Source organism: Sphingobacterium sp. BS-2 (assembly GCF_046161205.1).
GTDB classification, from domain to species: domain Bacteria; phylum Bacteroidota; class Bacteroidia; order Sphingobacteriales; family Sphingobacteriaceae; genus Sphingobacterium; species Sphingobacterium mizutaii.
Window position 1 is genome coordinate 134,991 of record NZ_JBIXGO010000008.1, and the last position, 22,385, is coordinate 157,375.

A 22,385-nucleotide genomic window follows, 5' to 3' on the forward strand; every position below is an offset into this window, starting at 1 on the left:
AATAAACTATACTATACAATTATCTTTTAATAGGGATTCGTGATCTTGACATACTTCAAGATGGAATGCATCTGTTTTTTCAGTTCTGGGTTGTTTTTAGGATAGCTGAATTCAAATTCCAATACTTTATCCTTGGAATAGAAAGCGTAAGCTTTACCTTGGACTTCATTTCCACTTTCTTTTTCTTCGTAATAGACTTTCTTGTGGAAGTATTCGTAATGGGCTAAATCCTTGTACTTCTTTTCAAAATCTTCAAAATTCAAGGTGCTAGGTGCAGTTTGGACACTGAATTTAGCAGTACCACCGTTGTGGTTTGCAGAAAATTGATGAATTTCTTCATCAGATGAGGATTGTTCTTCTTTAAAATCGGTATCTAAGATTTTAAGAAAAACTGTCTGTATAAAGTAGTCTACAGCAAAAAATCCTTGAAAAGGATCTTTCCAAAAAGTGTCATTGTTATCAAGCGGATTGAGATCCTTTAATTGGGCATTAGCCCATTCCGGAACATTTAATCCAAGGGCTGTGTTAACTTCTTTTAGCTTGTTTAATGTGGCCAGCGTGTCTTGTCCGATCAGGGGTACAGCGACTTCAAAGGCAAGGTTGTTTTTTTGGTAAAAGGCTAAAAGATACACTTTTGCACTATTAGAGCCCCAATATAAACCATTTTTGGTGTCCTGAGCCTTGCTATGGACAGATGTTTCCATTAGGCCGCCATGATAGGTATTAAAAACTGCATCTTTTCCTTCAAACATCGGGTCTCCGGTTTCAATATTACTATCACTCAGGTAAAGTTCATCATTGTTGTACATCAATGCCGCATTGACGAATAGATCACCCCAATGTGGATCTTGGAACAATATTGTTTCTGTCTGATAGATTTGTCCGGCTTCTGGATCGGAATAGTTCTTTCTTTGTTGCTCAACACTGTTGTAATATTTTCCTAAGAAAGGGAATACCTGTTCAGCATTGCTGAACATCACTTCATTATCTTTGCCCTTAAGTTCATTGGAAAAAGGTGCTTTTCTTAACCAAGACTTTAAGTCCTTTCCTGTCAATGTTGCAACTTCATCATTCCATTGGAAATCCTTGTTGGAGCTGGAAAAAAAGTCACAACTGCTCAAAAAGGAAAAGCCAAAGACTAGGGTAAGTATTTTTAAGGTTGGCAGCAATAATCTTTTGTTTTTCATCAATGATCGTGATTTTGTGGAAGCTGAAGAAATAAAAGCATCCAATTGAAGGTTTTTGTATTTTATAACTAATTACTATTGCCTTGATCGAATCCAAGGCAATAGCGTGGTTGTGGACTATTAATCTACAAATGCGTTATAGGATCTTAAAACGTTTTCAGAAGCGTTTTCCAGTCCCGTCAAAGCATTTTCGCTTAAAGGAGTGTTTGCATCCAATTCACGTTGTGCTATCCTCATTTTGCCTAAGAATTCATTCACATCATCATTGAAAATTCCGTACGACCTAACCTTACTTTGATAGTCTTTGGAGATTTCATTGTCCTTGTTTTCCTTGTATAGCTTTTCAATGTCCTGATATTGTTTTTTGAAATCTGTGTTCAATTTGGCTTGATCCTCAGTTTCAAAAGCGATATCAGTCGTATTCTGCACTAATTCCAAGATTTTTTTAGATCCTAGATATTGATCTTTTAAAGGATTGTCAGCTAAGGTAGTTTCTTCAGCTTTTTCAGCAAGTGGTTTTAATTTAGCAAAGACAGCAGCTGATGCCTCGCGATACTTCTTGATTTCATTGGTAGCTTTCTCTCTTAATTCCACCAATTTCTGTCCTTTATCTTCTTTCCAATCTTCCGCGGATTTATAAGCATCTACTTCTTTATTGAGTTCCTTGATGGCATCAAAACTTTCATTCATCTGATCGATAAGCGGTTTGAATTCTTTGCTCTGTCCATCAGGATAAACCAGGGATTTCAAGTTATGAATAGTAGGAGGGAAAATCATCATCGGTGGGATGGTTATAAAGCCATCCGGATTTTGCACCTTGTCATGAACGAATTTTTCGAAGCTATCGAAGTTATTGGCGAAGGTTTGGATAGCAGAGCTTTGGGAATTATCCACTTTTACAATGGAATTGTTAAAAGTAATGATTTCGTTCGCTTCTTTTTTGTCATCCTTTCCGCTGAATAGTCCGCCAATAGTGCTTTCGGATTCACCTGATTTTGCTTTGTCCGCATTGTTGCAACTTGCCATCAAGGCCATTGCCAACAAGCTCCCTATATATATGGTCTTGTAATTCATTATTGATCTGTTTATTAAGTGAATTAATGTTTTATGTATAGTTTTTGTGAGTATTCAGTTAGCCTAGCTAATGAATTTGAATTTGTTTTCGAAGAATGAACCGATAATTGGAAGCGGTTTCATAACTCCATTCGAAGCATTGATCGCTCCAATGATCATCAATACGATATTGATCAATCCAATGTAACCAAGGCTATAAATTCCAGTTACCATCATCAGGATATTCAAGATGATGGAAAGGAAAATACCGAAAACGAAGATGCCTAGACCTTGTCTCAAATGGTATCTTAAGAAATCATCTGCATTGTCTTTTCCCGAAAAATAAGAGATTAACCAACCAATAAGTGTGATGTAAGCGACTACGGCTAATGTTTTGTTGTTCATAATGTTATTGTTTAATATTTTATTTAATTGAATGTACTATTGCACTGATAATAAAAAATAGGAGGAAGCATGCCGGCAGGGCCTAGGTGAAAAACGGTGTTTTTGACTGTTTTTTTAACTCGATAGCTTCCTGTTTCACCTCAGGACTGAATTCACTCATTCTACGTTGTTGCTTGCAATGAACACAAACAGAATGCACTTCCTTCCAAAGGGGGAATAAGGGAATCCAAAACACATGAAAGTAATTTTGATAAGCAATCAGTGCGAGCGTATCCTTTTGCTGGCAGTAACTGCAGACTGAGGAACAAACCTGAGTTCCAATGCGACTTTTTCTGACTCCGAATATGAAAAACATAGTTTCTATTTTTGTTATCCAAAGTTTTTCAATTCTAGGGACAGATACAATTAATTAGAATCTACAATGTTTATACGTCCCTTGAAAAAGCATCTACAATATCTCTACATAAATTTATAAGCTGTTGGTTTTCAGTATTTAATTAGCTTGTTTTCAATGTTGCTGAGCTTTTTTTAGATGATTTCTTGGGTAAGTATGCGTTTTCAAAATGTTAGGAGAAAGGGAAAAGGAGATATGTGCTGTTGTAATCCAGCTATTGGCTGTTTTTAGGGGTAGGAAAGAGGTTTATGAAAAATAATTCTTTTATAATCAGGCTGTTTAATGGGATAATGAAAAAAAAGTATTTTTAGATTGTGAATTGTCCTGAAAAAACCTACCTTTGCATCACTTCAAACAACGAAGGGTTCTCGATAAAAGAACAACGATTCCGTAGCTCAGCTGGTAGAGCAATACACTTTTAATGTATGGGTCCTGGGTTCGAATCCCAGCGGGATCACAAAAAAAGCCTCACAGAAATGTGAGGTTTTTTTTGTGCCCGCTGGGATTCGAATAATTGCATGTTCCGGGAAGGGCTGAGGGCATGGCGGACATGCACCGCAGGCATTCATTATGGTTCGATCCGGAGAAGGTTCAGGATATGTGTTTGGGCTTTGCGGGGCTGAGCCACTCCCAGCGGGCTCCCTTTGCTGTAGAATTGTCAAGGAAATTTTGTCAGAGCCTTTAAAAAATGGACCGGAAAAACACCAACCGAATTTAGGAATAGTCAAACAGGGCATAAGCAGTACCTATATCTTGAATTAATATACAGGTCCAATTTCCATCTCCAACTCCCTTTCCTTAAAATCAATATCTTTTTATGTATTTATCTGTTAAACAATACTTAACTTTGTTAGTGAATACTAACTAACATAATGTTGTTGATATGAAAATAGAAGGATATACAGATAGGCAAGTTGAGATCATAGAAGCTGCAACTCGACGAATTGACCAATATGGCATACAGAATTTGACCATTAAGAACCTAGCTTCAGATATCAATGTGACAGAACCCGCACTGTATAGACATTTTAAGAGCAAGAATGATATTCTTATGAGCTTGCTCAATTATTTTATCACAAGGATGGAAAATAGGATCTCAAGTATATCTCTTAATAAGGAGAAAAGTCCTTCTGAAAATCTTATTGATCTTTTCAATTTTCAATTTAAGACATTTACTGAGCGTCCGGCAGTGGTGAGTGTGATATTTGCTGAGAATATCTTCCATTTTGATGAAGGCTTAAGTCTTAAGGTTTCCCAAATCTTGGAATTAATGCAAGGTTATGTTGAAAAAAACATAGTAAAGGGGCAATTGATTGGTGATTTTAGTAAGCAGATTCATCCTTCTACTTTATCAACCATTTTATTGGGGGGGATTCGACTTACGGTCCTCAAATGGAAATTGTCCGGAAATAAAACGGATCTGATCAAGGATGGAAAGGACGTGGTCAATGGAGTATTAAAAATGATTAAAACAAAATAAACAGAATATGAAAAAATTAATGCTATTGGGGATTAGCAGCATCTTAATTTGGAGCTGCCATCAAAATTCGGAACATGCACACAATCATGATGCAGAAAGCCATGCGGAGCATCAGCATAACCATGCTGAAGGACAATTGGAATTGAACAATGGAAAGAAATGGACGATGAATGAAGAGATGAAGCCATTTGTTTTGAAAGGGGTAGACCTTCTTCAAGTTTATTCTCAAGAGAAACAAACCGATAATGTGCGACTTGCCAAAGAATTAAAGGAACAGAATGATCAGCTCATTAAAAGCTGTACCATGGATGGTAAAGGGCACGATGAATTGCATAAATGGCTGCACCCGCACATGGAGTTGGTCAATGAGTTGGAGGCTGAGAAAAATCCTGAAAAGGCAATGGCTATTGTAGCTAAGCTTCATGGTTCCTATATGGAGTTCAGTAAATATTTTAATTAGGCTAAATATTCTATTATGAGCGCTCAACGAAAATTTACAATTTTCCATCGCTTATTGCACTGGATTATGGCATTTGCTATGCCGGTTCTGTTCATTACAGGCTTTCTAAGGATGTATTGGATGGGCAAGAACAACATTATTCCTGTTTTGGAAAAGAATGTACCAGGAATTACAAAGGAGCAAGTTTCAGAGATAATCAAGGCTATTCGAGAACCGATGTGGGAATGGCATGAACTGTTTGCCCATATAATGATCTTTTCTTTTTTGGCAAGGATTATCTATATGTTGGTTAAAGGTATCAGGTTTCCAAACCCTTTTTTGAAAGCCCAACCATTAAAGGAACGTCTGCAAGGCTTGACCTATGTATATTTCTATCTCTTCGTACTGATTTCTGCAGTGACTGGTATCTGTATTGAAAAGGGCTTTTTTAGTCAATGGAAAGAAAGTATTGAATCGATCCATAAATGGGGAATTTATTGGTTTCCTATTTTTGTGGTCCTTCACCTAGTAGGGATTTTTATTGCTGAAAGCAGCAACAAGAAGGGTATCACATCTAAAATGATAGGAGGAGATAACGAACCTAATTCTTAAAAAAGAAAGATTTCAGAAAAAAGAGCTTCAATGGATTATCCTTTAGAAGCTCTTTTTTTTAACTGATTTTCATTTATTTAATCTGGAAAATCTCCTTAGAAAGGTTTGGAAGAGTTCTTTTTTGGGATTCGTTGTGTATTACTGCCTACATTTGTGATTCCATCCAAACAAATTCCTATTTCAGTTCTTTATTTTATATAAAATAATGATTGTACGATGAAAAATCTATTATTCCCCATTGTCCTAACTGCTTTCTTATTTACATCTTGTAATAATAATGCAGGCAGCAAGCATTCAAATACAACGAATGACAGCATTGGAATCCCTGAAGAATCCCATATGGAACCTGTACCATTTGCCCTTGGACAGAATTACTTTGTGAAAAATACAGTACCTGAAGATAAGAATGGCGCCTTTAAGCTGGAATCTCAAGAGGCATTTGACGAATTCTTTTCTCCTGCAGCTACCATGGGAGAATCTGGAATACCCAGTAAGATTGATTTTGAAAAGGAGTTTGTTATAGCTATCATTTCAGCGAGTTCAGATCTAAAACCAAGCATTGATTCCATTTCATTGAACAAAGAAGGAGCGGAGCTATTATTGAAATATAAAGAGTCCTTCGGTGAAAAACAAAGTTTTACGATGAGACCTCAGGCGATTTTGATTGTAGAGAAAAAGTTTGATGGTACGTTGAAGCCTGAAGTAAGGAGTGCGTTGTAGGAACTTAACATATTAATGTACTGCTAAATAAGGATTTTATAGCTTTCTGTAAGGTAGAAGGAAGTTGTAGCCTTTATTATATCAGCCCCCATTGGATATTCCCCAATAGGGGCTTTTTTTTTTGATTTTTTTCTTGGAAAAATAAACCAAAAAATCTATATATTTATGATATCAAAATAATATCATAATAAATCTAAAATTATGGAAAAGATCATTAAACCAACTTCAGGCTATTTAGCATTAGGGATTTTGTTTTTAAGCCTTTTAGGAATTATTTTTTCATTTATACAGATCGGTTCAAATGGGCAAATAGGCTATGTGCCGGTATTGATCATTCTGTTTATTGTATTTGTCGTTATTATCAAAGGGTTGATTATCGTCAATCCAAACCATTCTCGGGTATTGAATCTATTTGGTCGATATGTTGGGACCATTAAGGCAAATGGATTATTCTTTATCAACCCCTTTTTTACAGCACAGAAAATCAGCCTTCGGTCAGAGAACCTACAAGGACAAACCTTGAAGGTAAACGATAAACTGGGAAACCCGATTGAGATTGCAGCGGTGATTGTATGGAAAATTGGCGACACCTACAAAGCAGCTTATGAGGTTCAGAGCTATATGGATTATGTACGGGTGCAGAGCGAGGCAGCAGTGAGGCATCTTGCTGTTAGTTTTGCTTATGATAGTTTTGAGGATGAAAATGCCGATTTGACCTTACGTGATGGGGGTGAGGATGTAAATAAAATCCTAGAATCTGAACTTTCCGCACGTCTTTCCAAAGCAGGTGTAGTCGTTGAAGAAGCGAGGATTACCCACCTTGCTTATGCACCAGAAATTGCAGGTGCTATGTTACAACGTCAGCAGGCATCAGCTATTGTTGCTGCACGGGCCAAGATCGTAGAAGGTGCTGTAGGGATGGTTGAGATGGCATTGCAAAAGCTATCAGACAAGAATATTGTCGAACTGGACGATGAACGAAAAGCGGCCATGGTCAGTAATTTGATGGTTGTGCTATGTGGTGAAAAAGCAGCTCAACCTATTGTAAATACAGGAACTCTTTATAATTAAGACAGAGTTGTTCCAAATAGTAAAGAAAGATTTATGAAAAAGAGTTTTGTGATCAGGATAGATGAAGAAACCTTTAAGCTATTGGAAGCATGGGCTCAAGATGAATTTAGGAGTGTCAATGGACAGATTGAGTTTCTGATACATCAAGGTTTACAGAAATCTGGCCGTATGAAAAAATCAAAAGCAAAAAACACAAATGGATCAGTCAAAGATGATGACTGATCCATTCCATATCTTTTAATCCCTTCTGATATATTCCCTGTCATCATCCGTCATTTCATCGTCGTTGCTCAGGTATTTTTGATCCTCAGTCGGATTGACGGTGTTTGTAATGCCATATTCTTTAGGATGCTTATTTTTTCTTCTAAATAAAATAGCACCGACAACTACTCCTAACAGAAAGAATATCCCCAGGATAATCAATTTGGAAGTTCGGATGTCTCCAAATAGCCAAAAAGATGCTTCCTCTTTGTTATTGAAAAGGACAATGGCTAATAAGGCCAATAATACAGCGATTACTATGGTCTTTGGTTTCATATCGATAAACTTTAACAACAAAACTATAAAAATAAGCTAGGATTTCAATTTTTAGTATGAATATGCTAATGCAGGACACCGCATTATAGACTTTATTAAAAATTTATTGTAATTTTATTAAGTTTCCTAATATTAAAAGTTTTGAATAGTATTTCCTGGCAGTTAGGTTATTAACCTCGATTTTTTATCCAATTTGGATTGTATCAATACTGTTAATAAACTTTTTGGCACGTTTTAGGTTATAATAGTAGAATAATCTTAAGTATATTGACGTTAAATTATAAAAACTAAACAAAGGGAATATTGATAAAGGATTTTATTGGGAATACACCGTTACGAAGGGATGAATATTTATCCAAGCGTTATAGAACAAATATATTAATCAAAGAAGAGTTTTATAATCCTGGAAAATCATCCAAAGATAGGGCTGCATGGTTTATGGTCGAAGATGCCATTAAACGCAATAAAATAGTAGAAGGAGGAACCATTGTTGAAGCCAGTAGTGGTAATACAGGTATCAGCATAGCGCTTATTGCAAAGGAGCTAGGCTATAAATCAAAGATATTTGTTTCCGCTAGCTGTTCTGATGAAAAGATTAAATTATTAGAGAGTTATGGAGCGGAAATAGAACGCTGCGATAATTCAAATGGTTTACATGTTTTCAATTCTACTCAATATCTTGCACAGGCGTTCTGCTCCAATAACCCAAATACCTATTTTACGAACCAATATTATAATTCGAACAATATCAAAGCACATTATAAGACAACGGGACCAGAAATTTGGCAACAGACCAATGCTGCTGTCACCCATGTTTTAGTAGGTGTCGGAACAGGTGGTTCTATTTCGGGTATCGGGCGGTTTTTAAAGGAGCGTAATCCTCAAGTTAAGATTTGGGGAGTAGAACCTAAAAACTCTGTCTACCATTTATTTATGAATAACAAGCCGATTCCTGAAGAAGAAGTTCGTTTTGATGCCATTGAGGGTATTGGCCGCACATTTATACCAGGAGCATTTGATAAACAGGTTGTGGACCATATTTTTCAAATAGGAAAGGATAAATCGGTCTCCATGGCCCATCAGTATTTAGAAGAACAGGGTGAATTGCTTGGTTTTTCTAGTGCCGCCGTGTTGGCTGCCTTGGACGAGCATGTTGATAAAATGGACTTAAAAGAAGATGATCAATTGGTCTTGTTCTTTCCAGACCATGGTAGTCGATATATTAATAAATTGTATCAGGATCACCATCCTCATAAAAAAATAAAAGAGAATTTTAATGCATCAATATAACGATATCGCAATTCCAATAGCTTGGCCAGACCAAACGGCTAGGGGTGATGAGTTATGGATGGCTGCATTAAAGAAAATAGGGGTTGTTAAGAACCTCAATTTCAAAGTTGGTCATGCAGCTATAGTTCTTATTGAAAGAAAAACAGGAGACCTCAGATATTTTGATTTTGGACGCTATATAGTCCCAAGAGGATTTGGTCGCGCGAGGTCCAGCGAATTTGATCCTAGGTTGGAGCTGTTCAGCAAAGCGAGATTCTCCGCAGATGATCAACTGTTGAATTTCGAAGAGATTTTGATTGAACTTTCCCAGAAGGAGTCTGCCACACATGGAGCCGGGAGATTATTATGTTCGATAGCAGATAATATTTCCTTTCAAAAAGGGGTAGAATTTGCAGAATCCCTGGTGGATAAAGGACCGATTTTATACGGAGCTATTGCACCAAATAACAACAGTTGCTCCAGGTACGTTGCACAGATCCTGGTCAATGCCATGGAAAAGAACGATCCGCGTTGCAATAAGATTTTTTTTCCAGAATGTTTGAAAGCCAGTCCAACCAGCAACGTGGTCAATGCTGTACTGGATAACGAGATATATTGTTATCATAAAGCTGTTTTGGAAAAGAAAAAAATGGGACGTTGGGAATCTTTAAGGTTCCAGATCGACCTCTTGAAACCAAATTTCCTGAGTTCAAGATCGCATGAAGTTCCAAACGATCTTTTGTTAGGATTCATAGAGGAACCTAAGCGCCCAAAGGATCTTCCTGCTTCTGCTGAATGGTTAGGAGGCTTGGGAGAAGGAGGTTGGTTTTCTATTTCAGTAAATAATGATGATGCTGAAATCTGTAAGTTTAACCATAAGGGCGAAGTTGAATATTCCGTGATTGGTAGTTCGGATATTGCCTATACTGATTTACATGATTTCAAGTTTAGTTATCATATACACCATAAAAAACATATAGTTAAACATAAGGATAAAGAAATAGTGTTTAAAACATTAGATATTAATAATTTAAATTTAAAACAGTCTATCTAAAAAGTACAATAAAAAATGGAATTAAAAATTTTAAAAGCAAAAATTCATACGGTAAAAGTAACAGAAGCAAATGTGAGTTATAATGGTTCGATCACCATCGATGCAGATTTATTAGATGCAGCTGGTATTGTAAAATATGAGCAAGTCTATATCAATAATGCGGTGAATGGCAGTCGTATCATGACTTATGTACTTCCTGGTAAGAGAGGAAGTGGTGAAGTCTGTATGAATGGTGGTGCAGCATTGCATGCCAAAGTAGGCGATACAGTGCACATACTTTCCTTCGTGAACCTAAGTCCAGAAGAGGCGGAGACCTATCAACCGACTTTGGTCTTTACTGAAGGTAACAATGAAATTAAATCAGTAGAAAAATACAACTACTAAGGTATTGTAAATAAGGAGTTATAAGGCTGTCTACAATTTGTAGATGGCTTTTTTTGTTTGTTATGGCTGATTATACTGATATTTGTTAGGGTAACATTACTATTAAACTTCCTCAGATCTAAGGGTCATGCTATGATTTAGCTAATATAATGGAAGCTGAAAATATTGTTTATTTATATAATTATCGCATTCTGTTTCTTGTATAATGTTTCATTAAGCATTAAGTTTAAAAATCACTGAAATCAGTGAAGGATTATTGTGTTTAAGTTGATAATTTCGAAGATTGAAAATTTGGATTGCTAATACTATTAATATGTTGAATAAAATCAGGAAAATCGGGTTACTTGCTATCAGTTCTATTGTTTGTTTATTTCTTAGTTCCTGTTTTGATGTGGTCGAAGAGATCGATATGAAGAGTAATGGCAGCGGATCCATCGTTGGGACGTTGAACATGAGCAAAAGCCGTACAAAGGTTTCCTCCCTTATGAAATTAGATAAGATTGATGGATTTAAGATCCCCAATCAAGCAGAGATCAGAAAGGAAGTGGCAACGATCGTTCAGTTGTTAAAGAATACCAAAGGAATCAGCAATGTAGATTACAGGCTTGATTTTAATAATTATATTGCAAGTATTTCTTGCGATTTCCAAAACGTACAAGCTTTAAATTCCTATACGGAAACACTATCTAAGCATTTCAAAACCAAGCTTAACAGTTACTCTAGCTATAGTTTTAATCCAAGTAATAAAACGTTCGTTCGAAACTATAAATATAGTACGGAAGCTAAAAAGGAATTTGACAAATTAAAGCCTGAAAATCAAAAATCATTTGATCAGGCATTTTATACCAGTATTTATCGTTTTCAGAATCCTGTCATTAAACAGGACAATACGAGCGGTAAAGTTTCTGGCAACAAGCAAGCTGTGATGGTGAAGGTTTCTGTGCCTAGCTTAATCAATGGTAAGGCTAATCTATCTAACAATATCGTCCTTAAATAATTTAAGAATATCTAATAAAACATATATGAATAACTTGAAACTTGCCATCGCCTTATTGGCAGTAAGTCTAGGAGGGAATGTATATTCGCAAGATCTCTTGTCCAAGGTTCCTGCTGAATCTAAAGTGGTGATCGCATTAAATGGGAAAGGATTTTTCAAACATGCGAGTGCCCAACAACTGAATGGTATCTTAAAAAGAGCTGGTCTATTTGAAAAAATTGCAGAAGACAACAGCAATTTTCAATCTGAGAATATTGAAGAATTAGGTATTGATATTCATGCCAAATCATATCTGTATTCCAATGTCAATGATAGCTTACAGTTCCTCGGAGCAATGTTGCCATTAAAAGATAAAGCGCAATTTGAATCGATCTTTCCTGAAGAATATACAATCGATTTGCAAGGTGACCTAAGTACCGTTTATAATGAAGATAGGACCCTCCGTATCAGTTGGAATCAAAATACTATTTTCCTGTTAACTGCTGTGCCAATGGACAACTATTTTAGTCGTGAGGACATCAAGCAGAAATTTGGACTTTTGGAAATGCCTGAGTACGATTATGCAGCAGATGACTATGACTATGATTACGACTATGATGCTGCGGATTCAATAGCAGTGGCAGCAGATAGTACCTTGGATTGGAACGCTTGGGAAGTAGCTGCGGACACTGTATATCAAATCGAGGAAGAAGCTCCAGTGGAAAGAGATACCTCAGATTTGTATAGTTTACCATTACCTCCCGAAAAAGTGGCTCAACCTGGGGAAGAAGGTTATATCGCACCACCGATGGTCTCGGATGAGTTTAAATACGTGGATTCTGTTTTAGAAAAAGATGAGTACCAAGACGATTATTATTTGAAATACAGTCAGGCTTCTAATCACAATGACTCCATAAAGAACGTTTTTGTAAACCAAGAGGTCAATAACCTCATGGATCGAATTATAGCCGGAAACATTAAGAGTTATAAATCGAAAAAAATGTCATCTATGAAGGATAATGAACTGCTTAGAATAGAAATAGGTTCGTTTGATAGCTTGATGCACTTTTATTACCCAAGGAACCTGCTGTATGGATATATGAGTGGACAACCAAGTTTTGAATATGGCTACGAAAATATCAACAGTACTGTTGTGGTTGACGGCAATAGAATGAAAATCCTCGGCGATCTTAGCTTCGATAAGGAGATGACCAGGTTCTATAAGGAGATTTACAATAAGAAAATCAATCCTAAATTTTTGACCTACTTAAATGACGATGCTTTAGGGTTCCTTTCTTTTAATGTCAATACAGAAGCCTACTTAACCCATATGCCTAGGATCGTACAACGAATTTATGGTGGTATGGATGGTAAAGTAGAGAAGATCATCGACCTATTTACTACCAGTATGGGAATTATCGTTGATGAAAAGGCTGTAGCAAAAGTTTTCAAGGGGGATAACCTATTTATCTTGAATGGAATTACCCAAAAAGAAGTGAAATATATTGACTATGAATATGATGATGATTACAACTATCAAGAGGTAGAAAAAACCAAAATGGAGAAAATCCCGAACTATTTGTGGATGTTCTCTTCCGATGATACTCGCATATTTGAAAAAATCTTTGCTATTTTAGTGACCGAGAACAATATGGTAAACCATGATGGAATCTATGAGATTGTTGGCGGAAAGGTTGATGAGTTTGCTCCATATATCTTGATTCAGCAAGGGATTGTTTTCTTGGGCAATGATTTAGAGCAGATGCAACAGATCAAGGATAAAACCTTTAAAGGAAATCCAGGAAGATTTGCTGCTATCGCCAAGAAAAATAAATTCTCCATGTTGTTCAACACTAAAAAAGTTCCAAGTATGGTTGATGATCTGGATCTTCCGGTCCACCGTTCTATGGAAAGTGAACTGAAAGGCTTGTCTGAATATGGTGATATCTATATGATCAGCAATGGTATGAAAGGCAAAAATTTTACTTGGGAAGCGGGAGTGGATTTTCCTAATACCGGTAAAAATGCTTTAGATTATTTGCTCAATTCTATAGACCGTATCAGTAAGTCATTAAATGATTAACCGATGGGTTGGATAAAAAAAATAACAGTATTTTTAATAGGACTTATAGCCATTTTGGCTATAAGTTTTTTTGTTTTTAAATATTATAGAACTTCGAAAGCAGAAAACCTGAAGATCCCTGAAAATACGGCTTCTGTAATTCGATTGAATGTGGATGACCTTCTCTTGAAGATGTTAAAGAATTCGCTTTCCAATTATTCAGATTATTACGGCAGCAAGAAGGATAGCAGTACAGTAGGGGATAAACCAAAACTTTGGAATATAGGTGTTCACATACCTGCTAAATTATATATGTTTAGCTTAAGTGATACTTCATATCAATATTATTCGGTATTGGAAGTGTCCGATAAAACTAAACTACAAGCATTCTTAGAGAGAGAGTTGGGGCTTAGTCAAGATTCAGTGGTCCAAAGTTTGGAAAAAGGGCAGGACTTGTATGCCAAAAAACATGTGCAAGTATTATTGGATGATCATAAATTGGTCTTTTCGCTGGGTAAGGATTATCAACCTGAAACCATGCTTTCCTTACTGAAAGCTGATCAAGGAGATTGGGTTTATGCTAATGGTCTGGGCAAAAATGTAAGCGAGATCCAAGAGGCTGATATGAGCTTTGTGGATAAGAAAGACAATTGGGCTATTGTTAATTTTCAAAATGGAAGATTTGATATAGATGCATTTGTAAAATCCTCTTTATTAGGCTTCCCCTCAAAGCCGGTCCAAGCTACTATACCTAAAGACAATGTGTTTTATATGGCCTTAAATTCTGATCTTTCCCTTATTTTGAAGGATAAGGAGGCTGAACTTGAAAAACTAAAGCTACCAGTCGATAGTATCTATAAATATGTAGGTAATTTTGCAGCCATTGAATTAAAGGATAAAGAAGTCTTGGAGTCTGATACCATCATTACTTATGATTATGATGATAATTTTGAGATGACCGAGAAAAAGGAAATCAATCAGGTTGAGGTTCCTTCATTAACATTCCAAGTTATGGCCTCCCCACATTTATTAGGATATCTGCCAGAAAAGATGTTCTATAAGTTTGGAAAGGATTTTCATAATGGATTGATTAGATTGAGTACTGATCCAGCGGCACTTGGGCAAAATATGGAGCTTCAACCATCCTCCAATGTATTTGTAATGAGCTACCAGAAAAAACCTGTAGCGGCGAAGTACTTAGGCTGGTTACCCAATTATGATAAAATCCTAAAAGGAGAAGTAAATGGTATAGCGGAGGGAACAAACGGCTTGCGTTTGAAAGGTGGATTTGACCTTGATAACCCAGCAATTAATTCCTTTTATCAAATTATCGGCTCTAGGTAAAATGTTGATAATCAGTGTTCAAACATTTAATTATTAATGCTTTATTAAAATTTTAAACTTTTGGCTTAGATTTTGGTCATATATAGCGAACAACATGAATATCGTATGAAAAGATTTTTGGGATTATTATTGGTAGCCTTTATGGCATTTAGTGTATCAGCATGTTATACACATCGTCACCATCCGCATGGAATGCCTCCAGGTCAGGCTAAGAAGAAATACGGTGGTAAATCCGCAAAACGTTATGCACCTGGTCAACAAAAGAAAAAATACAAAGGAAATAAAGGCAGACATAACCATCCTGGACATAGGGTAGATGTTATGTGGCATTATTAATCATCAGGATTTAGAATCGGAAATTTAGTATTTCCTTTAAAAATAGCATTCTACAAGCCCTTCTTTAATATATGAGGGGCTTTTTTCTTTGCTATTTAATTATCAGTCATGGAGAATATTCTATCCGAACCTTGGAAATTCAAACAGTTCATTCATCCCAATCCAAAGATATAATCCCCTAAAAAACTATTTTTTAAGAGGAATTTAATAGACTGAAATGTGGGTTTCATTCGAGACTTATTCGAGGCATATTCGAGAAACGTTCGAGAATAGATGTGCTCATGTTGCGAAAATTCCGAATGTGTCCCGAATGAGGTCAATATTTAATCCATCAACACCGTTCATTCAAAAATTTAATACAATGAATGATCCTCGATTGAAAATTATCCCTTACCTAGGATAGCTCCGATAATTGATAGCCATGCAGTCTAAATACTAAATACTTAATACTAAATACTAAGCAATAAAAAAATCCCCGTTATCAAAAGATAACGGGGATTTTTTTATTGTCAAATGCTTACTCAGCGATAACTTCGAAAGGGATTTGTACTTTTACTTCCTTGTGTAAGTTCAAGTTAGCGATGTACTCACCTAATTGCTTAGGTTCAGTTTCGAAAGTGATACGACGGCGGTCAACTTCAAAACCTTGAACTTTAAGAGCGTCAGCGATTTGAATGCTGTTAACTTTTCCGAAGATCTTGCCAGACTCACCAGCTTTAGCACCAATAGTTAATTTTACTGATTCTAATTTAGCTGCTAATTCAGTAGCATCTTTTTTAATTTTGTCTTGTTTAAACTGAGCTTGTTTGATATTCTCAGCTAATACTTTCTTTGCAGAAGGCGTCGCCATTGCTGCAAATCCTTGAGGAATTAAGTAGTTACGGCCATAACCTGGTTTTACTACTACGATATCGTCTTTCTCTCCAAGGTGTTTAACATCTTGTTTTAATATAACTTCCATTATCGTATCCTCCTTATTTTAATGAATCAGTTACGTAAGGCATAAGTCCGATAATACGCGCACGTTTAACGGCTTGAGCAACTTTACGTTGAAATTTCAATGATGTTCCTGTTAATCGACGAGGTAAGATTTTACCTTGATCATTTACGAACTTCAAAAGGAAGTTAGCGTCTTTGTAGTCGATGTACTTAATACCGTTCTTTTTGAAGCGACAGTATTTTTTACGGTTGTCCTCTACTTTAGGAGCAGTCACGTATTGGATGTTTTCGTTTGCCATTAGTTTGCTACCTCCTCAGTTTTAGTTTCTGCCTTCTTGTTGAATGCACCGCTACGTTTTTTCTCGTTGTAAGCCAAAGCATGCTTATCTAGAGAGATTGTTAAGAAACGCATCACGCGCTCATCACGTTTGTATTCAACCTCTAATTTTTTGATTAATTCACCTGGAGCCTTGAATTCAGTTAAGTGATAAAATCCAGTTGTTTTTTTCTGGATCGGATACGCTAATTTTCTCAAACCCCAATTATCTTCAGCGATAATTTCGGCTCCGCCTTCTGTCAAGATGTCTTTGAATTTTGCGATTGCTTCTTTCGCAGCATCTTCTGAAAGCAACGGGGTAAGAATGATTACAGATTCGTACTGTTGCATTTTGTAAATAATTATGTTTATTAATTTCTATCCGTAGTTATATTAACGGAAGTGCAAAGATAGAAAAATCCATTGATTATTAAAAAAATGCTGAATTATTTTTTGTGTGAAGATTTGGTAATCAACCCCTTTCAAATCATTGTAGCCTGATATTGAGTAGATATGAGTATTGAGATATGAGTATTGAGATATCAAACGGGAATAGAAATGAGTATTGAGATGTGAGTATTGAGATATCAAGCGTGATAAAAGTTTTGAGATTTGAGATAAATTGCGGAGGTAGTTTTCCGGTTAATATCTCAAATCTCATATCTCATATCTCAAATCTACTTCAGATTCGCCAATGCTTCTTTGATTCTGCGAAGGGCTTCTTTTAAGTTTTCGTCAGAAGCGGCATAGGAAAGACGGATATAGTTGTTGTTACCGAATGAGTCTCCACCCACTGTAGCAACATGACCATAGTTTAAGAGGTATAAAGCAAGGTCAGCTGAATTATTAATTACATTTCCTTCTGGATCTTTTTTACCGAAGAAAGAACTGATTTCTGGGAAGAAATAGAAAGCTCCGTCAGGCAAGTTTGTTTTTACTCCAGGGATATCGTTCAATAAGTCGTATACCAATTGACGACGGCGAGCAAATGCTTCTTTCATTTCCAATACACTTTCCAATCCTTGCTCATAAGCTGCAATACCAGCGCGTTGAGAGATCGAACAGGTACCAGAAGTGGTTTGTCCTTGCATTTTTTCATTCGCTGCAGCGATTTCTTTGTTAGCAGCAATGTATCCAAGACGCCATCCGGTCATGGCAAATGCTTTTGAAAAACCGTTGATAATGATTACGCGGTCCTTTATAGAAGGGAATTGTGCGATAGACTCATGTTTATCTACGAAATTGATATGCTCATAAATCTCATCGGAAATGATAAAGATCTGTGGATATTTTTCAAAAACCTTAACCAATGCTTCCAATTCAGCCTTAGAATATACGGAACCTGTAGGGTTACAAGGCGAAGAGAACATGAAGACTTTGGATTTTGGCGTGATCGCAGCTTCCAGTTGTTCTGGAGTGATCTTGAAATCTGATTCAATCGTCGTGTCGATGTAAACTGATTTTCCTTCTGCCAATACGACCATTTCAGAATATGAAACCCAGTATGGCGTAGGGATGATCACTTCTTCTCCAGGGTTCACTAAGGTTAGCAATACATTGGAAAGGGATTGCTTAGCACCTGTAGAAACCACGATGTTAGAGATGTCATAATCTAAACCGTTTTCATTTTTTAATTTATTTACGATCGCTTGGCGAAGTTCAGGATAACCAGAAACAGGAGAGTAACGGGTCCAGTTTTCATCCAAGGCCTTCTTAGCTGCATCTTTTACATGCTCAGGCGTATTGAAATCAGGTTCACCTACACTCAAACTAATTACATTAATACCCTTAGCCGCCAGTTCACGGCCTAATTTGGTCATCTTTAATGTTGCTGACTCGGATAGATTGTTTATTCTATCGGATAATATGGATGTTGTACTCATGATATTGCAAATATATTATATACAATTTATTATCGATGAGAAAAGTGTAACAAAATCTCTATAAAAATGATACTTTGTAAATGGACCTATTGGAATGGGGGTTTATGAAATAAATTATAGCTTTGTAGGCAAAATTTAGGTTTTAGATGAAGTTAAAATTTGATGGGTTTATAATAGCCTTAATTTTCATGATAATCCTTGCCTATGTCTTTCCGGATGTTGCGGGTTATTTAGATGGCAAGTTTTTGGATGCCTTGATCAGTGTAGGAGTGGCATTAGTGTTCTTCTTTTACGGCTTGAAGCTGAGTTTCAACGAAATCAAGGACGGAATGAAAAACTGGAAGCTACATTTATCCGTGCAGCTTTTTACCTTTGGTTTATTTCCTCTACTTGTCCTGCTGTTCCGTCCATTGGTACATACCGAGACGCAGGAGCAATTTTGGCTTTCCTTCTATTTCTTGGCCGCACTTCCTTCAACCGTAACTTCATCTGTTGTTATGGTATCCATCGCTCGGGGAAACGTTCCTGCCGCCATCTTTAATGCTTCTATTTCTGGATTAATCGGTGTAGCGATCACCCCGTTGTTGATGCACTTCTTTTTAGAAGTGGGAGAGGTCAATGTGTTTGGGGAGCTGTATATAGGACTTTTATTTGAAGTATTACTTCCAGTTATTTTAGGATTGTTGATCCAGCCATATTGGGGTAAATGGGCCCATAAATATGGCAAAGCCTTATCCAATTTTGATAAAGGGGTAGTTCTGCTGATTGTGTATAGCAGTTTCTCGGAATCCTTTATGAATGATATCTTTAGTACCATTGGAACGACTTACTTAGCTAGCTTATTTATCGCTGTAATTGCGCTGTTCTTTACGGTTTATCTGATTATTTTGCTGTTGGTTCGCTATGTGTTGAAGTTCAATCGTGAAGATAGAATTTCTGGATTATTCTGTGGGTCAAAGAAGTCGCTTACACATGGCAGTGTTTTCTCTAAATTTTTGTTCGCTAATAACCCTAAATTAGGGCTATATATATTGCCATTGATGATCTATCATGCCTTTCAGATTTTTGTAGTTACTATTATAGCGCAACGCTTAGGAAATCAGAAAGATGAGGGTATGTTAACAAAAAAGTAATAAATACTATTTCTTAATTAATTATTTTTGCGATTCAAATTTAGCGTTATGAATAGGCAAATGAGGTTGGTTTTGTTATCCTTGATTACAGGTATCGTATTGATGCTGATCAAGTTTGTTGCCTATTTTATTACGGAATCCAATGCAATCTTCTCCGATGCCGCCGAAAGTATAGTCAATATTGTCGCATCTGGTTTCGCATATTACAGTATTTACCTAGCTGCTCAGCCCAAAGACGAAAACCATCCCTATGGACATGGAAAGGTAGAATTCTTCTCTGTTTTTGTCGAAGGTGGGATGATCTTTATCGCTGGTAGCATTATCCTGATCAAATCCATTTATGCTATTTTCTCACCTCAACCTTTAAATAACGTAGAGGAGGGTATGTACTTGATCTTAGCTACTTCCTTGATAAACTTTGGAGTTGGATTTTATCTGATGAAAAGGGGTAAAGCCTTACGCTCATTGACTATTGAAGCTGATGGTAAGCATTTGCAGGTAGACGCCTACAGTTCCATAGGTTTGATCGCCGGATTACTATTGATGAAGCTGACTGGCTTGGCATGGATCGATTTGGCGCTATCCTTTGTTCTAGGTGCTTTTATTTTGTACAACGGCTATAAGCTGTTGAGGAAATCGATTTCAGGATTGATGGATGAATCTGATGCGGAGGTAATCGAAGAGGTGGTAGCTATTCTGAACCAGAAACGTAAAGCAGAATGGATTGATGTGCACAACCTGCGTGTACAACGATATGGTCAAGAATTACATATTGACTGCCATTTAACTTTACCTAATTATTACGATCTCAATCAGGTACATGACAGTATCTCCGATTTTGACTCTCTATTAAACGATAATCTAGAATCCAAAACGGAATTCTTTATCCATGCAGACCCTTGCATGCCTGAATGTTGCCATTATTGCAACGTAGAAAACTGCCCCATCCGTTCCGAACCCTTCTCTAAACATATAGATTGGAACATTGTCAATGTCACCAAGAATATGAAACACTTTAGGAAAGCCTAAGGAATACCAAATATTTTTAGAGAGAAAACCGAAGATCTTGCTAATATTCCCACTGTTTTGTCAGGATATTATGGTCTTTTGCGCTAGCCTTGTGTCTTAATTCTCAAAAAGGTATCTTTATTAAAAACCAATTCATATGAAAATCTACAGCTTATTCGCAGCCTTATTGATGTTTATTCAGGTTTCTTTTGCACAGTCTGGACAGACTGAGGTTGCAAAAGTCTTAGATCAGTGGCATGCTGCCGCTGGAAAGGCAAATTTTAAGGAGTATTTTGACCTGATGGATGCCAATTCGGTATTCATTGGTACAGATGCCACCGAGCGTTGGGACAAACAGGAATTTATGGATTATGCAAGGCCACATTTTGATAAAGGCAAAGCTTGGAACTTCAGTAGTTTGGAGAGAAACATAGAAATTTCTGAAGATGGTAAAACCGCATGGATAGATGAATTGTTAAATACACAAATGAAGATCTGTAGAGGTTCGGGCGTTTTAGTCCTTAAAGATGGAAAATGGCTGATCAAGCAATATGTACTTTCCATGACTGTACCTAATGAATTGGCTGATGAAGTGGTGAAAATGAAAACCGATTTAGAAGATCAAATAATTGAAGAATTAAAACTTAAATAAAGATAATATGTTAGTGAAACACGAAGAAAATGGAAATAAGGGATCATTTGTAGCAGTGGAAGACGGCAAAACAATAGGCGAAATGACCTATTCCAAAGCTGGACCTGGTAAAATCATTATCGACCATACCGAGGTAGATCCAGAAGAAAAAGGAAAAGGAATTGGTTCAGTTTTATTGAACAAAGCAGTTGAGCACGCTAGGGATAACAAAATGAAAATAATGCCTTTATGTCCATTTGCTAAGGCACAGTTTGATCGTGATGTCAATATTCGCGATGTTCTGTTTTAATTGATAAACATTCAAAATCAACAATTATGAAAGCAGTTGTCATAGGTGCTACGGGCGCAACAGGTAGGGAATTGGTCCTTCAATTGTTGTCCAATCCAAAAGTGGATTCGGTCAATGTATTGGTTAGAAGACCGTTTTTTACGCCTGACCCCAAATTACATGAGGTAATTGTTGATTTTGATCGTTTAGAAGATTTCAGCCATTTTATCATCGGTGATGTGGCTTTCTCAACGATGGGCACCACCTTGAAAGATGCCGGTGGCAAAGAACAGCAATGGGTGGTGGATTATGATTATCAATTGAAGTTTGCTGCTTTATGCAAACTCAATAGGTTCCATACCTTTGTGCTGCTTTCGTCTGCCCAAGCGAATAAGAACTCCCGATTCTTTTATACCAAAATGAAAGGATTGTTGGAAGAGGGGATCAAAGCACTGAATTTCCCGAAATTAATAATCGTTAGGCCTGGTCCTATAGATCGCCCCAATACCAAAAGGAAGGGCGAACAGTATGCAGTCAGCACCCTTAAGTTTTTGAATAAGTTGGGTTTATTTAAATTATATAAACCAATCAGTACAATGTTCCTGGCGAGGGCGATCATGGATGCTGCATTTGAGGACAAGGATGGTTTGATCGACATCTATAATTCCAAAGAGATCTGGGGCGAATTAGGAGAAAAAGCTTAGATCAACTTTGTAATTCCTGTTATTCTATTGAATTAAGACAAAGTTTTTTGATAATCCATCATTATTTCGGCTTTTATGGCTATTTAAAATTCATTTTATTATCTTTAGGCGAATTTTAAAAAAGAGGCTTATCAACTCTTTGAATTTCACTATTAATTG

General features: G+C 36.6%; 26 protein-coding genes and 1 tRNA gene. 19 read left to right on the forward strand and 8 right to left on the reverse strand.

Annotated features, from left to right (window positions below; all coding sequences use genetic code 11):
• Positions 1-26: 26 nt before the first annotated feature.
• From ACK2WI_RS02155 to ACK2WI_RS02165, 3 genes are all read right to left on the reverse strand, one after another.
• On the reverse strand, positions 27-1,187 hold the full coding sequence (locus ACK2WI_RS02155) for a hypothetical protein (RefSeq protein ID WP_312697123.1): 1,161 nt from the start codon (positions 1,185-1,187) through the stop codon (positions 27-29).
• A 120-nt stretch (positions 1,188-1,307) separates the two neighbouring features.
• On the reverse strand, positions 1,308-2,261 hold the full coding sequence (locus ACK2WI_RS02160) for a DUF3829 domain-containing protein (protein ID WP_409149615.1): 954 nt from the start codon (positions 2,259-2,261) through the stop codon (positions 1,308-1,310).
• Between the two features lie 63 nt (positions 2,262-2,324).
• Positions 2,325-2,645, reverse strand: a complete 321-nt coding sequence (locus tag ACK2WI_RS02165; protein WP_093096161.1) for an import component protein — start codon at positions 2,643-2,645, stop codon at positions 2,325-2,327.
• Between the two features lie 778 nt (positions 2,646-3,423).
• Here ACK2WI_RS02165 and ACK2WI_RS02170 point away from each other — a divergent pair.
• From ACK2WI_RS02170 to ACK2WI_RS02200, 7 genes are all read left to right on the forward strand, one after another.
• A tRNA-Lys gene (locus ACK2WI_RS02170) sits at positions 3,424-3,496 on the forward strand.
• 426 nt (positions 3,497-3,922) lie between these two features.
• Positions 3,923-4,519, forward strand: a complete 597-nt coding sequence (locus tag ACK2WI_RS02175; protein WP_312697125.1) for a TetR/AcrR family transcriptional regulator — start codon at positions 3,923-3,925, stop codon at positions 4,517-4,519.
• Between the two features lie 7 nt (positions 4,520-4,526).
• Positions 4,527-4,979 carry a hypothetical protein gene (locus ACK2WI_RS02180; protein WP_312697126.1) on the forward strand — a complete coding sequence of 151 codons (453 nt, stop codon included), beginning with the start codon at positions 4,527-4,529 and terminating at the stop codon, positions 4,977-4,979.
• Positions 4,980-4,994: 15 nt separating this feature from the next.
• Entirely contained in the window at positions 4,995-5,570 is a 576-nt protein-coding gene (locus ACK2WI_RS02185) for a cytochrome b/b6 domain-containing protein (protein ID WP_312697127.1), read from the forward strand.
• Positions 5,571-5,786: 216 nt separating this feature from the next.
• Entirely contained in the window at positions 5,787-6,290 is a 504-nt protein-coding gene (locus tag ACK2WI_RS02190; RefSeq protein WP_312697128.1) for a hypothetical protein, read from the forward strand.
• Between the two features lie 201 nt (positions 6,291-6,491).
• The gene (locus tag ACK2WI_RS02195) at positions 6,492-7,361 is read left to right on the forward strand and encodes an SPFH domain-containing protein (RefSeq protein WP_093096178.1); all 870 of its coding nucleotides are present in this window, start codon (positions 6,492-6,494) and stop codon (positions 7,359-7,361) included.
• 33 nt (positions 7,362-7,394) lie between these two features.
• Entirely contained in the window at positions 7,395-7,583 is a 189-nt protein-coding gene (locus tag ACK2WI_RS02200; RefSeq protein WP_093096180.1) for an Arc family DNA binding domain-containing protein, read from the forward strand.
• Between the two features lie 15 nt (positions 7,584-7,598).
• Here the strand turns inward: ACK2WI_RS02200 and ACK2WI_RS02205 are convergent, their stop codons facing one another.
• A complete protein-coding gene (locus ACK2WI_RS02205) occupies positions 7,599-7,898 on the reverse strand; it encodes an LPXTG cell wall anchor domain-containing protein (protein ID WP_312697129.1) in 300 nt (99 codons plus the stop codon).
• A gap of 303 nt (positions 7,899-8,201) precedes the next feature.
• Between ACK2WI_RS02205 and ACK2WI_RS02210 the strand changes: the two genes are divergently transcribed.
• The 7 genes from ACK2WI_RS02210 to ACK2WI_RS02240 all read left to right on the forward strand — a co-directional run bounded on the left by ACK2WI_RS02210 (position 8,202) and on the right by ACK2WI_RS02240 (position 15,323).
• The gene (locus ACK2WI_RS02210) at positions 8,202-9,188 is read left to right on the forward strand and encodes a cysteine synthase family protein (RefSeq protein ID WP_312697130.1); all 987 of its coding nucleotides are present in this window, start codon (positions 8,202-8,204) and stop codon (positions 9,186-9,188) included.
• Entirely contained in the window at positions 9,175-10,221 is a 1,047-nt protein-coding gene (locus ACK2WI_RS02215; protein ID WP_312697131.1) for a DUF6695 family protein, read from the forward strand. Before ACK2WI_RS02210 ends, ACK2WI_RS02215 begins: the two co-directional genes overlap by 14 nt.
• A gap of 15 nt (positions 10,222-10,236) precedes the next feature.
• Positions 10,237-10,605, forward strand: a complete 369-nt coding sequence (gene panD / locus ACK2WI_RS02220; protein ID WP_093096189.1) for an aspartate 1-decarboxylase — start codon at positions 10,237-10,239, stop codon at positions 10,603-10,605.
• A 313-nt stretch (positions 10,606-10,918) separates the two neighbouring features.
• The gene (locus tag ACK2WI_RS02225; RefSeq protein ID WP_312697132.1) at positions 10,919-11,602 is read left to right on the forward strand and encodes a hypothetical protein; all 684 of its coding nucleotides are present in this window, start codon (positions 10,919-10,921) and stop codon (positions 11,600-11,602) included.
• Between the two features lie 25 nt (positions 11,603-11,627).
• A complete protein-coding gene (locus tag ACK2WI_RS02230; RefSeq protein WP_312697133.1) occupies positions 11,628-13,664 on the forward strand; it encodes a hypothetical protein in 2,037 nt (678 codons plus the stop codon).
• Positions 13,665-13,718: 54 nt separating this feature from the next.
• Entirely contained in the window at positions 13,719-14,987 is a 1,269-nt protein-coding gene (locus ACK2WI_RS02235; RefSeq protein ID WP_312697134.1) for a hypothetical protein, read from the forward strand.
• A gap of 105 nt (positions 14,988-15,092) precedes the next feature.
• Positions 15,093-15,323 (forward strand): quinol oxidase subunit 4, encoded by a 231-nt coding sequence (locus ACK2WI_RS02240; RefSeq protein WP_197701038.1) that lies wholly within the window; start codon positions 15,093-15,095, stop codon positions 15,321-15,323.
• Positions 15,324-15,840: 517 nt separating this feature from the next.
• Here the strand turns inward: ACK2WI_RS02240 and rplI are convergent.
• From rplI to ACK2WI_RS02260, 4 genes are all read right to left on the reverse strand, one after another.
• Positions 15,841-16,284, reverse strand: coding sequence for a 50S ribosomal protein L9 (gene rplI / locus ACK2WI_RS02245; RefSeq protein ID WP_409149621.1), 444 nt, complete (start codon positions 16,282-16,284; stop codon positions 15,841-15,843).
• 13 nt (positions 16,285-16,297) lie between these two features.
• Positions 16,298-16,561, reverse strand: a complete 264-nt coding sequence (rpsR, locus tag ACK2WI_RS02250; RefSeq protein ID WP_093096199.1) for a 30S ribosomal protein S18 — start codon at positions 16,559-16,561, stop codon at positions 16,298-16,300.
• Positions 16,561-16,929: a 30S ribosomal protein S6 gene (gene rpsF, locus ACK2WI_RS02255; RefSeq protein ID WP_093096200.1), complete on the reverse strand. Its 369-nt coding sequence runs from the start codon at positions 16,927-16,929 to the stop codon at positions 16,561-16,563. Before rpsF ends, rpsR begins: the two co-directional genes overlap by 1 nt.
• A gap of 326 nt (positions 16,930-17,255) precedes the next feature.
• On the reverse strand, positions 17,256-18,461 hold the full coding sequence (locus tag ACK2WI_RS02260; RefSeq protein WP_312697135.1) for a pyridoxal phosphate-dependent aminotransferase: 1,206 nt from the start codon (positions 18,459-18,461) through the stop codon (positions 17,256-17,258).
• A gap of 146 nt (positions 18,462-18,607) precedes the next feature.
• On the opposite strand from ACK2WI_RS02260, the gene ACK2WI_RS02265 reads away from it, so the two are divergent.
• From ACK2WI_RS02265 to ACK2WI_RS02285, 5 genes are all read left to right on the forward strand, one after another.
• Positions 18,608-19,594, forward strand: coding sequence for a bile acid:sodium symporter family protein (locus tag ACK2WI_RS02265; protein WP_093096204.1), 987 nt, complete (start codon positions 18,608-18,610; stop codon positions 19,592-19,594).
• Between the two features lie 48 nt (positions 19,595-19,642).
• Positions 19,643-20,623 carry a cation diffusion facilitator family transporter gene (locus tag ACK2WI_RS02270; protein ID WP_312697136.1) on the forward strand — a complete coding sequence of 327 codons (981 nt, stop codon included), beginning with the start codon at positions 19,643-19,645 and terminating at the stop codon, positions 20,621-20,623.
• Positions 20,624-20,759: 136 nt separating this feature from the next.
• Positions 20,760-21,254, forward strand: coding sequence for a nuclear transport factor 2 family protein (locus ACK2WI_RS02275; RefSeq protein ID WP_313368175.1), 495 nt, complete (start codon positions 20,760-20,762; stop codon positions 21,252-21,254).
• A 7-nt stretch (positions 21,255-21,261) separates the two neighbouring features.
• Positions 21,262-21,543: a GNAT family N-acetyltransferase gene (locus ACK2WI_RS02280; protein ID WP_093096209.1), complete on the forward strand. Its 282-nt coding sequence runs from the start codon at positions 21,262-21,264 to the stop codon at positions 21,541-21,543.
• A 26-nt stretch (positions 21,544-21,569) separates the two neighbouring features.
• Positions 21,570-22,226: a hypothetical protein gene (locus ACK2WI_RS02285; protein WP_409149626.1), complete on the forward strand. Its 657-nt coding sequence runs from the start codon at positions 21,570-21,572 to the stop codon at positions 22,224-22,226.
• Positions 22,227-22,385: the final 159 nt, after the last annotated feature.